This window comes from Kineococcus siccus, from assembly GCF_009906795.1.
GTDB classification, from domain to species: domain Bacteria; phylum Actinomycetota; class Actinomycetes; order Actinomycetales; family Kineococcaceae; genus Kineococcus; species Kineococcus siccus.
The window spans coordinates 1-15148 of sequence record NZ_JAAALN010000103.1 but is presented as its reverse complement, the minus strand read 5'-3'; the positions used below and the strand labels follow the sequence as shown (position 1 = coordinate 15148).

The window sequence follows — 15148 nt, the reverse complement described above, 5'->3', positions numbered from 1 at the left end:
ATGGCGGGGCGCCTTCCGGTCGCAGGCACGGGTCGCCGGCGGACGACCGCCGTCGGCTCGGCGAACCTTCCCAGCCACCGCGCGCCCGTGCAACAGGTGGGGCGGGTGGGACGGCCGGAGCGTCGCTCAGCCGCTCAGTCGGTCAGCCGCACGACGAGGTCGGCGCGGTCGGCGGTCGACGCGATGAGGCGGGCGTTCGCCTCGTCGGTGCCCAGGGCCCACGCCCGCGCCTGCTCGGGCGGCTTCCCGTAGGCCTCGTGACGCGCGACGAGCCGGCCGTGGCGCAGCTCGTCGCCGGGTTCGAGGTACCAGGTCTCGTCGAGGAGGCCCTCGAGCGCGGCCCACGGCCCCTCCCGCAGCAGGAGGTAGTTGCCCTCGGTGATGACGAGCGGCACGTCGCGGGGCACCGGGAGGGCAGACCCGACGGGCTCCTCGATCTCGCGCCGGAACTCCGGGGCGTGCACGACCTCCTCCTCGCCGGAGCGCAGCCGGCGCAGCAGCGACACGTACCCGCCGGCGTCGAAGGTGTCCTGCGCGCCCTTGCGGTCGCGGCGGCCGAGGGCCTCGAGGACGACGTTGGCGTAGTGGTACCCGTCCATCGGCACGAGCACCGCGACGTCCGGCCCGAGCGCGGCCACGAGCGCCGCCCCCACGGTCGACTTGCCCGCCCCGGGCGCACCCGTGAGCCCGAGCACGGTCCGCGACCCCCGCGCGGCCAGGGTGCGGGCGCGGTCGGTGAGGTCGGCGGTGCTGCAGCGGAGGGTCTCGGTCACCGGCGGAGGCTACCCAGGACGGGGCGCGGCGCACGTCGGCCACCGTCGACGCGCCGGCGTGCTCCGGGGCGCTGCCGCGTCAGGCGACGGTCCCCGGCTGCTCGGGCGCGGGTTCGCCGCCCGGCCCGGCGCCCGCGGCGCGGGCCTGGTCGACCTCGACGACCGCGCCCATCCAGGTCACCGCGCGCCAGCCCTGCTCGGGCGAACCCTCCAGCGCGACGCAGCCGCAGTTGGCGAGCCCGTGGGCGATGACGAAGTCGGCCGTGAGGTTCCCGGCGCGGATCCCCGACCAGGTGCGGATCGCGGCGCCGTGGCTCACGACCGCGAGCGTGTCGACGCCGCGGTCGCGCGCCTCGCCGACGACCGCGGCGATGGCGGCGTCGTAGCGTCGCAGGAACGCGGAACCGTCCTCGGCGCCGGGCTGGGGGACGGTCAGGTCGCCGTGCAGCCAGGCGCCGACGACGCGCAGGTAGTCCGCGATCGCGGCGTCGTCGCCGCGCCTCTCGTTGTCCCCCGCGGCGATCTCGCGCAGCCCGTCGAGCACCCGCACGTCCAGGCCGAGCGCGCTCGCCAGCGGGGCCGCCGTCTCTCGCGCGCGCGCGAGCGAGGACGCGGCGAGGAGGCCGATGCCCTCGTCGCGCAGCAGCGCCGTCACGCCCTCGGCCTGCTCGCGGCCGAGGTCGGTGAGCGGGGGGCCGGGCACGGCGGTGTCGAGCAGGTGCAGGACGTTGGCCTCGCTCTGGCCGTGCCGGACGAGGAAGAGGCGCACCCGCCCAGACTGCCAGGCGGGCCTCAGAGCACGACGTCCAGGTGCCCACCGGTGTCGGGCGAGGCCAGGCGGGCCATGAGCCGGGCCTGCACCTCGACCGGGACGGGACGCGTGGTCACCGTGAGCCGGCCGACGATGCGGCGCAGGTCCTCGGCGGTGAGGTCGCGGCCGCCGGAGACGGCCCCGCGGGCGCGGTCGCGGCCGATCTCGGTGGCGAGCTGCCCGACCGTGGTCCCGACGAGCCCGTCGAGGTCGACGCTCGGGCCGTACAGGTGGCTCAGCAGCGCGCGGTCGGACATCGTCAGCTCGTCCAACGGGTCTTCGTCGACGTAGTCCGGCGTGATCCGGCGAACGGGGCTGACCTGCGTGACCCCTCCCGCCTTGGACGCGCCGCGCAGCGCCGGCCCCGAGGTGACCGATCCGATCCTCATGCCCTCACCCCTCGCGCTCGTCACACACGGTTCTTCCGTGTCACCGAGTGTGCCAGGACGGCAGGTGAGCTTGAGGCCCCGTCACCCGATCGGCGCAGTGCCGAACCGGCCACCGGGCCCGGCCACCGGCCCCGGCGGGCAGGCCGGGGCCGGGCGGCGGCGCGGTCGGAGGGACGCTCAGTCGACGGGCTCGAGGACGAAGACCGGGATCTCGCGCTCCGTCTTCGCCTGGTAGTCGGCGTAGTCCGGGTAGGCCGCGACCGCGCGCTCCCACCAGGCCGCCTTCTCCTCACCGGTCACCTCGCGGGCGCGGTAGTCGCCCTTGGCGCGGCCGTCCTGCACCTCCACGAGCGGTTCGGCGCGCACGTTGAAGTACCAGACGGGGTGCTGGGGCGCGCCGCCGAGGGAGGCCACCGCGGCGTAGGCGCCGTCGTGCTCGACGCGCATGAGCGGGGTCTTGCGCAGCTTGCCGGACTTCGCGCCGAGGGTCGTCAGGACGATGACGGGCATGCCGCGCAGCGTCGTGCCCGCGGTGCCGCCCGAGCTCTCGATCTCCTCGACCTGCTCGCGCACCCAGGCTTCGGGACTGGCTTCGTACTCACCGGTGAGAGGCATGCCTGCAGCAAGGCGCGGGGGACGGCGGATCTTCCCGGCGCCCGGGCCGCCGCCGTCCCGCGGCCGGCCCTCAGCCGTCCGCGAGCTCGCGGTGGCGCACCGCGCCGACCTGGTCGAGCACCGTCTCGAACACCCTCATGACCTCCAGCGTCCGGTCGAGGCCGACCAGCGGGCTCTCGGTCAGCCCCCGCGCGAGGCACTCGTGCACGTGCTCCAGCATGAAGCGGTGCCCGTGCGCGACGGCGTGCTCGTGGACCTGCTCAGCCCCGCTCGCGTGCACCGTGAAGCGCGGCAGCGAGGGCAGCGAGCCCCCCACCTCGATCCAGCCGCCGGTGCCCTCGATCCACGCCCGCGTCGACGCCTGCGCCGCGATGGTCGTCGACAGGGCGGCGACCTCGCCGGTCGGCCAGCCCAGGGCCATGGCGACCTGGCGGTCCACCCCCCGCTCGGTCAGCGTCCCGACGGCCTGCACGCGGTCGGGGGCGCCGAACAGCAGGTGCGCGAGCCCGACCGGGTAGGGGCCGAGGTCGAGCAGGGACCCGCCCCCGATCCGGGGGTCCCAGAAGCGCTGCGCCGTCTCCTCCGGGACGAACCCGAGGTCGGCGTGCAGGGACCGGACGTCGCCGACCGCACCGGAGGCGATCACGTCCAGGAGCGCCTGCGTCCCCGGCAGGAAGCGGGTCCAGTACGCCTCCATGCAGAACACGCCCTGCGCGCGGGCGACGGCCACGAGGTCCTCGGCCGCGGCCAGGGTCGCCGTGATCGGCTTCTCGACCAGCACGGGGGTGCCGGCCAGCAGCGCCGCGCGCGCGGCGGCGTGGTGCTGCGGGTGCGGGGTGGCGACGTAGACGGCGTCCACGGCCGGGTCGTCCAGCATGGCGGCGACGTCGTCGTAGCCGCGCGCGCCGCCGAACTCGGCCCCGAACTCCTCCGCGCGCTGCGCGGTGCGCGAGGCGACCGCCACGAGCCGGCCCTCCGGGACGAGCTCGAGGGCCGTCGCGACGGTCCGCGCGATCCCCCCGGTGCCGACGAAGCCCCAGCCGACCGTCATGCGTACCGCCTCCGCGCTGTCCGTCCTCCGCGAGCGGGGCCCCGCTCGCCGCGGCCGAGGCTGCCACCCTCCGCGGCGGTGGGCACGTCGCCACGCCCGCGCGGGTGTCGCGCCCCCGCTCAGCGGGCGGGCAGCACCCAGACCGCCGCGACGGCCGGGTCGCCGAGCTCGACCTCGGCGCCCGCGATGCGCACGACGGTGGTGCCGGCGAACCCGCGGCGCCGCAGCACCTCCACCCGCACGTCCAGACCGAGGCCCAGGTCGGCGAAGTAGCGCAGGACGTCCGGGTCGGCGTCGGAGATCCGCGCGACCACGCCCGCACCGCCCTCGGGGACGTCGGCCAGGGCGTGGGCCCCGGGCTGCGGGACCGTGCCGTCGGGCCGGGGGATCGGGTCGCCGTGCGGATCGCGCTCGGGGTGGCCGAGGCTGGCGTCCATCCGGTCCAGCAGCCGCTCGGAGACCACGTGCTCGAGCACCTCGGCCTCCTCGTGGACCTCGTCCCAGGAGTAGCCGAGCTCGGCGACCAGCCACGTCTCGAGCAGCCGGTGGCGGCGCACCACCGCGAGCGCCCGCACCCGTCCCTCGTCGGTGAGCTCGACGCCCCCGTAGCGCTCGTGGCGCAGCAGGCCAGCGTCGGTGAGCTTGCGCACGGCCTCCGAGGCCGTGGACGCCGAGACGCCCATCCGGGCGGCCAGCACGGACAGGGTCACCTTGGCGTCGGACCACTCCCCCTCGGCGTAGACCGTCTTGAGGCAGTCCTCGGCGGCGGGCGTGGCCCCGGCGGGCGTGGGGGCGGCGGCGCGGGAGGTCGAGGAGCGGGCCGTCGACGGGCGCTCCCCCGGACGGCGACCGCTCGCTGGCACGACCGTCCCCCGCTCGCCGCCCGACCGCGGTGCTCCCGCGGCGCCCCAGCTTGCCACCCCCGGCGGGCCGGGGTCAGGACCCCCCGAGCGCGGCGCGGACCCGGTCCTCGGTGATGGCGAAGTGCTCGTGCGCCACCGCGGCCGCCCGCTCGGCGTCCGAGGCGAGCACGGCCGCCACCAGCGCGCGGTGCTGCGGCAGGGCGCGGTCGTAGTCGGCGCGCGTGAACGGCTCCCGCGGCATGCCGAGGTTGACCCGGGCCAGGAGCTGCCGGCTGAGCTCCTGCAGCTGGGAGTTGTGGGCCGCCGCGCAGACCGCCCGGTGCAGGTCCGCGTCGGTGCTGCGCGAGGCCTCCTCCTCCCCGCCGGCGGCCTCGTAGGCGGCGAGGCGCTCCCGCAGGCGCACGTCGTCGGCGGCGTCGTGGCGCTCCGCGGCCGTGCGCGCGATGGTCGCCTCGACGAGGCGGCGCAGGTCGAAGGACTCCTCGAGCTGCGCCCACGTGGGCAGCAGGGTGCGGGCGACGGCCGCGCTCGTGCGCTCCCCGTCACCCGCGCGCACCCACGTGCCGCCGGCGCGGCCCCGGCGGGTCTCGACGTGCCCGGACGCGGCGAGCTCGTCCAGCGCGGCGCGCAGCGTGGGCCGGCTGACGCCCAGCAGCACGGCGAGCTCGCGCTGCGGGGGCAGCCGCTCCCCCGGCGTGAAGTCGCGCACCGCGATGGCCGTGATGAGGCGGTCGACGACGGCCGCCACGGAGGTGAGCCGGCGGACCGGGCGGAGCGGGCCGGGGTCCGCGCCCGGCTCACCACCGGCCTGCGCGCCCGCCCCCGGCTCGTCGTGGTGCCGCATGCCGGGATCCTGCCAGGCGGCCCGGTCGTGTTACGTCTTGGTAAAAAGCCTTGTCCTTTCTTGGTTGCCCCCAGCACGCTCCCTCCCGTGACCGCCCCTCCCGTCCGCACCGGCGCCCCTGTGCGCACCTTCGACGTCGACGTCCGCGGCCACCGCACCGCGGTCCGCACCACGGGGGACGTCGCCGCGGCGCGGCCCCTCGTCGTCCTGCACGGTGGTCCCGGCTGCACGATGGACTACGTCCTGTCCATCGCCGACCTGGCCGAGCGGGGCATCCCCGTCGTGCACTACGACCAGCTCGGCAACGGCCGCTCGACGCACCTGCCCGACGCCGACCCGGCCTCGTGGACCGTCGAGCTGTTCCTCGACGAGCTCGACGCGGTCCTCGGCCACCTCGGCATCGCCGGGGAGTACGACCTGCTCGGACAGTCCTGGGGCGGCATGCTCGCGGCCGAGCACGCCGTGCGCCGCCCGGCGGGCCTGCGCCACCTCGTCATCGCGAACTCCCCCGCGTCGATGCCGCTGTGGCTCGAGGCCGCGGCCGGGTTGCGCGCCGGGCTCCCGGCCGCGGTGCGCGCGGCGCTCGACGAGCACGAGGCGGCGGGCACGACCGACTCCCCCGCCTACGTCGCGGCGACGCAGGAGTTCTACGCGCGCCACGTCTGCCGGATCCAGCCGATGCCGCCCGAGGTCGCCGAGACGTTCGCGTGGATCGACCGCGACCCGACCGTCTACCACGCCATGAACGGCCCCAACGAGTTCCACGTCGTGGGCACCCTGAGGGACTGGTCGGTCGTCGACCGCCTCCCGGCCGTCGACGTCGCGACCCTCGTCGTCAACGGCCGCCACGACGAGGCGACCGACGCCTGCGTCGCCCCCTTCGTCGAGCGGATCCCCGGCGCCCGCTGGGTCCGCTTCGAGGAGTCCAGCCACATGCCCCACGTCGAGGAGCGCGAGCGCTACCTCGACGTCGTCGGGCGGTTCCTGCGCGACCAGCCCGAACCCTCCTCCTCCCACGAACCGGAGCACTGATGCCCGACGCCGGCAGCACCCCCACCGAGAGCGCCGAGCTCGCCCGCTTCGGCTACCAGCAGGAGCTGAAGCGGGGCCTCAGCCTCAAGCACCTGCTCGTCTACGGCCTCGTGTTCATGGTCCCCATCGCGCCGTTCTCCATCTTCGGCGGCGTCTTCGACGCCTCGCACGGCATGGTGCCGCTGACCTACCTCATCGGCTTCGTGGCCATGATCTTCACGGCCGTGAGCTACCAGCAGATGTCGCGCGCCTTCCCCATCGCGGGGTCGGTGTACTCCTACGCGGGCCGGGGGATCTCCCCCTCCGTCGGGTTCCTCGCGGGCTGGGCGATCCTGCTGGACTACCTGCTCATCCCCACGCTGCTCTACGTCATCGGCGCCAACGCCATGGCCAACGTCTTCCCCTCGGTCCCGCAACCGGTGTGGATCGTCGCGTTCGTGCTCGTGAACACCGTGGTGAACCTGCGCGGCATCGAGACGACCGCCAAGGCGAACAACGTGTTCCTCGTGGGCCAGCTCGTCGTGCTCGGCGTCTTCGTCGGGTTCGCGGCCTGGGCCATCGGCCGCGGCGTCAACGGCGCGAGCTGGACGACGCTGCCGTTCTACGACCCCGCGGAGTTCTCGGCCCCGCTGGTGTTCACGGCGCTGTCGGTCGCGGTCCTGTCGTTCCTCGGCTTCGACGCGATCTCGACGCTGTCGGAGGAGACCGTGGGCGGCAACCGGGTCGTGGGCCGGGCGACCGTGCTGGCGCTGTGCATCGTGGCCGCCCTGTTCGTCCTGCAGACCTACCTGGCCGCCCTCCTGCAGCCGGGCATCACCGAGTTCCCGACCCAGGAGGCGTCGAACAACGCCTTCTACGACATCGGCCTCCTCATCGCGGGGCCGTGGCTGCAGGTCGTCATCGCCCTCGCCGTGGCCATCGGGTCCGCCGTCGCGAACTCCCTCGTCGCGCAGTCGGCCACGTCCCGGCTGCTGTTCTCGATGGCCCGCGACGGCAAGCTGCCCGGGTTCCTCAAGACCATCCACCCCGTCACCCGGGTGCCCCAGCGCGCGATCCTGCTGGTCGCGGGGCTCAGCCTCGTCCTCGGGCTGTTCTTCGTCGGGCAGATCAACCTGCTGGCGTCGCTGTGCAACTTCGGCGCGCTGACCGCGTTCCTGCTGCTGCACGTCTCGGTGGTCGTGCACCACGTCGTCCGCAGCCGGCAGCCCCGCTGGGGCGTGCACCTCGTCGTGCCCGTCGTCGGCTTCGCGATCATCGCCTACGTCCTGGTCAACGCCGACGTCCACGCGAAGGTCGGCGGCCTCGTCTGGCTCGCCGTCGGGCTCGTCGTGGTCCTCGTGTTCAAGGCCACGGGCCGCTCGACCGAGCTGCGCGCCAGCGACGCCCCGGTGGACGCGCAGCAGCGCTGATCCCGGGTGACAGGATCGGCCGGGTGAGCGACGACGTCGGCCTGGCCGGGACGTGGCGGCGGCTCCGGCCGCCGCCACGGCTGCTGCACCTGGACTCCGCGGCCGCGGGCCGCAGCAGCTGGGCGGTGCTCGACGCCGTGGGCGCCCACCTGCGGGCCGAGGCGAGCGACGGCGCCTACGTCGCGGCCGCCGCCGCGGCGGGCACGCTCGACGCGGCGCGGGCCCGGGTGCTCGACCTGCTCGGCTGGCCCGGCGGCACCGTCGCCCTCGTCCACAGCGCCCACGACGCCCTGCGCCGCCTGCTGCTCGGCTGGGGCGCCGACCTCCCCGTCACCGTCGCGCACGCGGCGGGCGAGTACGGCCCGAACCTGGAGGTGCTGCGGGAGCTGGGCGTCGGCTCCGTCGCGGTGGCGGCGGGTGCGGGCCCCGGCCGGATCGACCCGGAGGCCTTCGCCGCGGCGGTGCGGCAGCACCGGCCCGACCTCGTGCACCTGACGGCGCTCGGCAGCCACGTCGGCACGGTCCAGCCCGTCGAGGACGTGGTCGCGGTCTGCCACGCCGCGGGCGTGCCCGTGGTCGTGGACGCGGCGCAGGCCTTCGGGCACGTGGACACCGCGGGCACGGCGGACGTCGTGTACGGGACGTCGCGCAAGTGGCTCGCCGGCCCGCGGGGCGCCGGCTTCGTCGCGGTCCGCACGGGCGTCGCGGAGCGCTGCGGCCTGTCGCGCGAGCCGGCCCCGGCCGAGCCGTCCGAGGCCTCGGTCGCGGCCCGCGTCGGGTTCGCGACCGCCCTCGCCGAGCACGTCGAGCTCGGGCCCGCGGCCGTCCGGGCCGGGCTCGCGGCGCGCGGGCGCCGCACGCGGGAGCAGCTCGCGACCCTGCCCGGCTGGCAGGTCGTCGAGGACCCCGACGAGCCCAGCGCGACGGTCACGCTGCGCCCGCCCGCCGGGACCGACCCGGCGGACGTCCGGGCCCGGCTGATCGCCGAGCACGGCATCGTCACCACGGCCGCGGGCGTCGAGCGCGCGCCCGGCGAGATGACGGGGCCGGTCCTGCGCGTCAGCGGCCACCTCGACACCACCGACGCCGACGTCGACCGCCTCGGCGCGGTCCTGCGCCGCCTCGGCTGAGGCCGTGCCCGCGGACGGGGCCCTGCCCGCGACCGACGCCGGGCCCGCGGCTGGCGCGCGCCGGGGGGCCGCCACTGCCACAGTGGGTGGCCCACGAGCGATCATCGGAGGTACGACATGAAGGGCAAGGCCCTCTTCCTCGTGGCCGGGGCGACCGGCTACGTCCTCGGCGCCCGCGCCGGTCGCGAGCGCTACGAGCAGATCAGCCGCGCCGCCGGCCGGCTCTGGGGTTCCCCCGCGGTCCAGACCCGCGTCGTCGACCTCGAGGACAAGGCGACCGGCGCCGCGAAGCAGGCCGGCAGCAAGGTGCAGGAGCAGGTCAGCTCCGCCGCCAGCTCCGTCGTGGACGGCGTCAAGGCCAAGGTCTCGTCGGGGTCCTCCTCCGACACCGGCTCCGCCGCGGCGGGCGCGCCCGTGACGACGGCGCCCCCGGCCACGACGCCGGTCGGCTCCCCCGCCGCGGGCACCGACCCGCTCGGCGACCAGCACCACACGCGGATGCCCACGGACTGAGGACCGCGGTCGCCGCGAGCGTCCGGGTGCACGTCGACGAGGTGGCACCGACAGTGGGGGGCATGAGCTCCCCGACCGTCGGTGACCACCTCGTCTCGCGTCTGGCGCTCTGGGGGGCGCGGCGCTTCTACGGCTACCCCGGCGACGGGATCGGCGGCGTCATCTCCGCCGTCGGCCGGGCCGTGCAGGCCGGCGACGCCGAGTTCGTCCAGGTCCGGCACGAGGAGACCGCGGGGTTCGCCGCCACGGCCGACGTCAAGTACGGCGGCAGCCCGCTCGGCGTCTGCGCGGTCACGTCGGGGCCGGGCGCGGTGCACGTCCTGAACGGCCTCTACGACGCCAAGCTCGACCACGTCCCGGTGGTGGCCCTGGTGGGGCAGAGCGCCACGGCGGCCCTCGGGACCTCCTACTACCAGGAGCTCAACCTCGTGCGCCTCCTCGGCGACGTGGCCGGGGAGTTCGTGCTCCAGGTGACCGACCCCTCGCAGGTCCAGCACGCCGTCGACCGGGCCGCGCGCACCGCCCTGGAGCGCCGGACGGTCACCGCCCTGGTCCTGCCGAGCGACGTGCAGGACGCCGACGCCGTCCTGTCGGTGCCGGACGCGCACGGGTACACCCACACGAGCGCCGTGCCCGGTTCGCTGCCGGGCGTCCCGCGACCCGAGGCGCTGCAGCAGGCCGCGGACCTGCTGAACTCGGGGAGGAAGGTGGCGATCCTCGCCGGGGCGGGCGCGCTGGGCGCCACCGCGGAGCTCACCGCCGTCGCGGACGCGCTCGGCGCCGGCGTCGCGAAGGCGTTGCTGGGCAAGGCCGTCCTGGACGACCGGCTGGACTGGGTGACGGGCGCGATCGGTCTGCTGGGCACGCGGCCGAGCTACGACCTGATGCGCTCGTGCGACACGCTGCTCATGGTGGGCACGACCATGCCGTACACCGAGTACTACCCCGCACCGGACCAGGCCCGGGCCGTCCAGATCGACGTCGACGGCACCCGTTGCGGGTTGCGGTACCCGACCGAGGTGAACCTCGTGGGCGACGCGCGGCTCACCCTGCAGGCGCTGCTGCCGCTGCTGGACGCCGACCCGGACCCGTCGTGGCGCGAGCGGATCGCCCGCTGGAACACCGCGTGGCGCGCCTGGGGCGAGGAGCGTGCGAACGCCGCCGCGACGCCGCTGAACCCCGAGCTCGTCGTTCGCGGGCTCTCGGCCCGGCTGAGCGACGACGCGATGGTCGCGGTCGACTGCGGCACCGCGACCAGCTGGTACGCGCGCGACCTGGACCTGCGCCCGGGGATGCTCGCCTCCCTGTCGGGCACCCTGCTCTCGATGGGCGGGGGCATGCCGTACGCGCTGGCCGCCAAGCAGGCGCACCCCGACCGGCCGGTGCTCGCCATCGTCGGTGACGGTGCGATGCAGATGAACGGCATCAACGAGCTCATCACCGTGGCCCAGCGCTGGCGCACCTGGGCCGACCCGCGGTTCGTGGTGCTCGTCCTGAACAACCGCGAGCTGTCGTTCGTCGCCTGGGAGGCCCGGGCGCTGCAGGGCGAGGTGCCCTTCGACGCGGCGATGGACGTCCCCGACCTGCCGTACGGCGACTACGCCCGCCTGATCGGCCTCGGCGGCCGGCGGCTGGAGGGCCCCGGCGAGGTCGAGGAGGCGCTCGACGAGGCGTTCGCGGCGCGCCGGCCGACCGTGCTGGACGCGGTCGTCGACCCGAACGTCCCGATGATCCCGCCGCACGTCTCGCGGCAGCAGCTGCTGGGCACGGCGGTGTCCCAGCTGCGCGGGGACCCCGCGGCGAAGGACATCGTCGTCGAGGGCGCCCGCGAGACCCTCGGCGCCGCAGCGCGAGCGGTGGTGCGGCACGTCCGGGGCGACTGACGCGGGACGGGCGGCGGCGGCGCCCGCGACACGCCCGCGTTGACACGACGCCGGGGGACCACCTTATTGTCGTCTCAAACAATCGGCGCTGTCGGAAGGTGACGTCGGGCGGCCGCGAACCCCTGGAGTCGACGCGATGACCACCTCCTCCGCCCCGGTGGGTCCCGAGGCCGGCCGGCCCGACGCGGCGCCGGCCGTACCGGCGCAGGCGTCTCCCGCGTCCCCCCTGGTCGCCTCGGCCCCCGCCCCCGTCGTCACCTCCCGCGCGAGAACGCTGGCCCTGACGGTGCTGGTGCTGTCCGCGTTCGTCATGATCCTCAACGAGACCATCCTGAGCGTGGCCCTGCGCGTGCTGAGCGCCGACCTCGGGATCGCCACCACCACGGTGCAGTGGCTGACCAGCGGGTTCCTGCTGACGATGGCGGTCGTCATCCCGCTGAGCGGGTTCCTGCTCGAGCGCTTCACCCCGCGGCAGGTGTTCGCCGCGGCCATGTCCCTGTTCACGCTCGGGACCCTCGTGGCCGCCCTGGCCCCGGGCTTCGGCGTCCTGCTGGCGGGCCGGGTGCTGCAGGCCGGCGGGACGGCCGTGATGATCCCGCTGCTCATGACGTCGGTGATGCGCCTGGTGCCGGTCGAGCGCCGCGGCGCCACCATGGGCACCATCACGATCGTCATCGCGGTCGCCCCGGCGATCGGGCCGACGGTCGGCGGCGCGGTCCTGTCCGCGCTCGACTGGCGCTGGATGTTCTGGCTCGTGCTGCCGCTCGCGGTGACGGCGCTCGTCCTCGGCAGCACCTTCCTGCGGCTGACGACGGTGACGCGGAAGGTGCCCGTCGACGTGGTGTCCGTCCTGCTCTCGGCCGTCGGCTTCGGCGGCCTGCTGTACGGGCTGTCCACGGTCGGTGAGGACGACCCCGCCGGCGGCCACGCGGCGTCCTGGGCGGCGATGGCGGCCGGCCTCGCGGCGCTGGTCGTCTTCGTCCGGCGTCAGCGGCGCCTGCAGGGGCGCGGTGCCGCGCTGCTGGACCTGCGCCCCTTCACCCACCGGCAGTTCACGGTCGCCGTCCTGGTGACCGCCCTCATCTTCCTGTGCCTCCTGGGCGCGTCGGCGATCCTGCTGCCCCTGTACCTGCAGGGCGTGCAGGGCCGCAGCACCTTCGTCAGCGGCCTGGCCGTGCTGCCCGGTGGTCTCGCGCTCGGCCTGCTGGGACGGCCCGTCGGGGCGCTCTACGACCGCATCGGCGCGCGGCGCCTCGTGATCCCGGGGGCCGTGGCCATGGCCGTCGCCCTGGGCCTGCTCGCGACCCTGCGCCCCACGTCGCCGCTGGCCGAGGTCATCGGCGTCCACGTGCTGTTCATGGCGGGTTTCGGTCTCATGATGACGCCGCTCATGACGGACTCGCTGAGCAGCCTGCCGGAGCAGCTGTACTCCCACGGCAGCGCGATCCTCACGACGCTGCAGCAGGTCGCGGGCGCGCTGGGGACCGCCGTCTTCGTCACGATCGCGACGCGCGCGAGCCTGGCGCAGGGCGTCGGCCCGGACGCGCAGGGCCTGCAGACCGCCTTCACCGTCGCGGCCGGGATCGGCGTCGTCATCGTCGCGCTCACGCTCCTGGTGCGCGGACCCCGTGCGGCGCAGCGGGAGTCGTCCGCCACCGCGTGAGCCGGCGGGCGGTCAGTCCACCGGGCCGGGCGCGTCCCGCTCGGCGTGGACCGCGCGCACGGCCCGCTGCGGCAGCAGGTACCAGCACACGACGACGAGCAGCAGCACGCCGCTCGCGGCGACGAGACCCGCGACGCGCCCCGCGACCACGTCGAGGACCAGCAGCACCCCGCCCGTGAAGACCAGCGCGACCGTCGCGAGGCCCGCCCGGGCGAACCGCGCGGCGGAGGTCACGAGCCGCGCCTTCGACCGGCGCTGGAACAGCGCCCGGTGGTAGCCGACGGGGGCGACGAAGAACGTGAGCGCGACGACGGCCAGCAGCAGCGTCGTGAGGTACACGGCGCGCTGGAAGCCGTCCAGCGTCGCGAACCGGGCCTGGAAGGGCAGCGTCAGCAGGAAACCCGTGAGCAGCTGCACGCCCGTCTGCACGACGCGGAACTCCTGCAGCAGCTCCACCCAGTTGCGGTCGCTGCGCTCGGCCGCGGTCTCGCGGCGCAGTCCCGCGTACGGGTCGTCGTCGTCCCCGGCGGGGGCGCTCACCGCGTCGTCACCGCGAGCACCTTCTCGACCGTGCGGAGGTTCCGCGTCGTGACGACGGGCTTCCACCGCGCGGCCGCCGCGCGCTTCGCGAACGGCGTGCCGGTGCTCGACCCCTTCGCGACGCGCCAGTAGAGGACGTCGCCCGCGAGCTCGAGGAGGTCCTCCTCCCCGCCGTCGCCGGCCTGCCCCGCGAGGGCGCCGAGCTCGCCCGCGTCGGAGGCGAACACGCAGTACGGGTGGAACCGCGCGTCGTCGCGCGGGAAGGGGTAGCCGGCCGCGACCTCCGCGAGCCGCGACGGGGACAGCACCACCACCCAGGCGTCGTAGCCGAACCCGGCGCGCAGCGCGGCCTCGACGTCGCGGCGCACGCGGGCGGTGTCGCCGGTGGCGGCCTCGAGCACGACGTTCCCGCTCGCCAGGACGGTGCGCACGGCGGTGAAGCCCGCGTCGCGCAGGACGCGGGCCAGGTCGGCGCTGCGCACCGTCACCCCGCCGACGTTCACGCCCCGCAGCAGGACCACCGCCTCCACGTCCGGCAGCCTCGCACGCTCACCCGGCGCGCGCCTCCAGGGCCAGCAGCCGGAGCTTGGCGGGCGCGCCCCCCACGTACTCCCCCGGCGACCCGTCGCTGCGGACCACGCGGTGGCACGGCACGACGACCGGCAGGGGGTTGCGCGCGCACGCGGTCCCCACGGCGCGCACGGCACCGGGGCTGCCCGTGAGCGCCGCGACCTGCGCGTACGACGCGGTGGTCCCGAACCCGATGCGGGGCAGCACCTCCACGACGCTGCGGCGGAAGCCGTGCGCGAGGCTGAGGTCGAGGGGGACGTCGAAGGCCGTGCGGCGCCCGGCGAAGTACTCCTCGAGCTGCGCGGCCACCGCGTCCAGGCGTGCGGGGGCCCGCAGGACCCGCGGGCCCAGCCGGTCCGCGAGCGACTGCAGGACGGCGTCGTGCCCCTCGCCGTCGAAGGCGACCCGGACGAGCCCGTGGACGGTGCCGGCCAGCAGGAGCCTCCCGACGGGCGTGTCGAGCGTGGTGTACGCGACGTCGAGGAGGTCCTCGTCCTGCGCGCGGTGGCCCAGCGCGCGGCCCAGGCGCGCCAGGGTCGCGCGCTCCTCCACGTCCCGCTCCCGGCTCCCCCGCCGCTCCTGCGTGGTGCTCACCGCTCCTCCTCCTGCTCGCTGCGCCGCTGCCTCTGCCCCTGCCCCTGCCCCTGCCCCTGGCCCTGGCCCTGCCCCTGCCGTCCGTCGTCCCCGCGCCACCCCGGGTCCCGCCAGCTGCGGCGCAGCGCCGCGACGCCGTCCGCGGCCGCGCGCCGCGCGGCCGCCTCGCTGCCCCCGACGAGCGCGGCCACCTCGGCGTAGGGCAGCCCCGCGAGGTGGTGGTAGGCCACGCAGCGGCGCTGCTTGCCGGGCAGCTCCGCGACGGCCTCCCACAGGTCGGCGCGCCAGTCGCCCAGCAGCTCGCCGCCGCTGCGCTCGGGCAGCTGCGCCGTCGGCGTCGCACGGCGTGCGGCGGCGCGGTGCTGGTCGACGGCCTTGCGGTGCGCGATCGTCACCAGCCAGGCGCGCACGTCGGCGCCCGCCGGCAGGTCCGGGTAGGCGCGCAGCGCCGCGAGGAACGTCTCCGAC

At 75.9% G+C, this 15148-nt stretch carries 17 protein-coding genes; 6 read left to right on the top strand and 11 right to left on the bottom strand.

The features are described from left to right. Positions 1-134: 134 nt before the first annotated feature. The 7 genes from GTR02_RS12595 to GTR02_RS23855 all read right to left on the bottom strand — a co-directional run bounded on the left by GTR02_RS12595 (position 135) and on the right by GTR02_RS23855 (position 5346). Positions 135-773 carry a nucleoside/nucleotide kinase family protein gene (locus tag GTR02_RS12595; RefSeq protein ID WP_166607844.1) on the bottom strand — a complete coding sequence of 213 codons (639 nt, stop codon included), beginning with the start codon at positions 771-773 and terminating at the stop codon, positions 135-137. 79 nt (positions 774-852) lie between these two features. Next, on the bottom strand, positions 853-1542 hold the full coding sequence (locus GTR02_RS12590; protein ID WP_166607843.1) for a histidine phosphatase family protein: 690 nt from the start codon (positions 1540-1542) through the stop codon (positions 853-855). A 23-nt stretch (positions 1543-1565) separates the two neighbouring features. Further along, a complete protein-coding gene (locus GTR02_RS12585; protein WP_166607842.1) occupies positions 1566-1973 on the bottom strand; it encodes a hypothetical protein in 408 nt (135 codons plus the stop codon). Positions 1974-2150: 177 nt separating this feature from the next. Continuing rightward, positions 2151-2588 carry a nitroreductase family deazaflavin-dependent oxidoreductase gene (locus GTR02_RS12580; RefSeq protein WP_166607841.1) on the bottom strand — a complete coding sequence of 146 codons (438 nt, stop codon included), beginning with the start codon at positions 2586-2588 and terminating at the stop codon, positions 2151-2153. Between the two features lie 70 nt (positions 2589-2658). After that, positions 2659-3639, bottom strand: a complete 981-nt coding sequence (locus GTR02_RS12575; RefSeq protein ID WP_166607840.1) for a Gfo/Idh/MocA family protein — start codon at positions 3637-3639, stop codon at positions 2659-2661. A gap of 119 nt (positions 3640-3758) precedes the next feature. After that, entirely contained in the window at positions 3759-4502 is a 744-nt protein-coding gene (locus GTR02_RS24465; RefSeq protein WP_166607839.1) for an iron dependent repressor, metal binding and dimerization domain protein, read from the bottom strand. 73 nt (positions 4503-4575) lie between these two features. Then, the gene (locus tag GTR02_RS23855) at positions 4576-5346 is read right to left on the bottom strand and encodes a FadR/GntR family transcriptional regulator (RefSeq protein WP_166607838.1); all 771 of its coding nucleotides are present in this window, start codon (positions 5344-5346) and stop codon (positions 4576-4578) included. 120 nt (positions 5347-5466) lie between these two features. Between GTR02_RS23855 and GTR02_RS12560 the strand changes: the two genes are divergently transcribed. From GTR02_RS12560 to GTR02_RS12535, 6 genes are all read left to right on the top strand, one after another. Then, the gene (locus GTR02_RS12560; protein WP_166607847.1) at positions 5467-6378 is read left to right on the top strand and encodes a proline iminopeptidase-family hydrolase; all 912 of its coding nucleotides are present in this window, start codon (positions 5467-5469) and stop codon (positions 6376-6378) included. Beyond that, entirely contained in the window at positions 6378-7787 is a 1410-nt protein-coding gene (locus GTR02_RS12555; protein ID WP_166607837.1) for an APC family permease, read from the top strand. The genes GTR02_RS12560 and GTR02_RS12555 overlap by 1 nt, the downstream gene beginning before the upstream one ends. A gap of 23 nt (positions 7788-7810) precedes the next feature. Then, positions 7811-8917, top strand: coding sequence for an aminotransferase class V-fold PLP-dependent enzyme (locus tag GTR02_RS12550; protein ID WP_166607836.1), 1107 nt, complete (start codon positions 7811-7813; stop codon positions 8915-8917). 117 nt (positions 8918-9034) lie between these two features. Next, entirely contained in the window at positions 9035-9430 is a 396-nt protein-coding gene (locus tag GTR02_RS12545; RefSeq protein WP_166607835.1) for a YtxH domain-containing protein, read from the top strand. 62 nt (positions 9431-9492) lie between these two features. Beyond that, positions 9493-11313, top strand: coding sequence for a thiamine pyrophosphate-requiring protein (locus tag GTR02_RS12540; RefSeq protein ID WP_166607834.1), 1821 nt, complete (start codon positions 9493-9495; stop codon positions 11311-11313). A gap of 136 nt (positions 11314-11449) precedes the next feature. Beyond that, on the top strand, positions 11450-12976 hold the full coding sequence (locus tag GTR02_RS12535) for an MDR family MFS transporter (RefSeq protein WP_166607833.1): 1527 nt from the start codon (positions 11450-11452) through the stop codon (positions 12974-12976). Between the two features lie 12 nt (positions 12977-12988). On the opposite strand, the gene GTR02_RS12530 is transcribed toward GTR02_RS12535, so the two are convergent. The 4 genes from GTR02_RS12530 to GTR02_RS12515 all read right to left on the bottom strand — a co-directional run. Further along, a complete protein-coding gene (locus GTR02_RS12530; protein WP_166607832.1) occupies positions 12989-13516 on the bottom strand; it encodes a DUF6328 family protein in 528 nt (175 codons plus the stop codon). Beyond that, complete coding sequence (locus GTR02_RS12525; protein WP_205709156.1) at positions 13513-14046, bottom strand: DUF1697 domain-containing protein; 534 nt, start codon at positions 14044-14046, stop codon at positions 13513-13515. The genes GTR02_RS12530 and GTR02_RS12525 overlap by 4 nt, the downstream gene beginning before the upstream one ends. A 19-nt stretch (positions 14047-14065) precedes the next feature. Next, positions 14066-14680: a methylated-DNA--[protein]-cysteine S-methyltransferase gene (locus tag GTR02_RS12520; protein ID WP_338073781.1), complete on the bottom strand. Its 615-nt coding sequence runs from the start codon at positions 14678-14680 to the stop codon at positions 14066-14068. Further along, positions 14677-15148: RNA polymerase sigma factor (locus GTR02_RS12515; RefSeq protein WP_166607831.1), on the bottom strand; the 472-nt coding region annotated here is incomplete at its 5' end. The genes GTR02_RS12520 and GTR02_RS12515, both read right to left, overlap by 4 nt.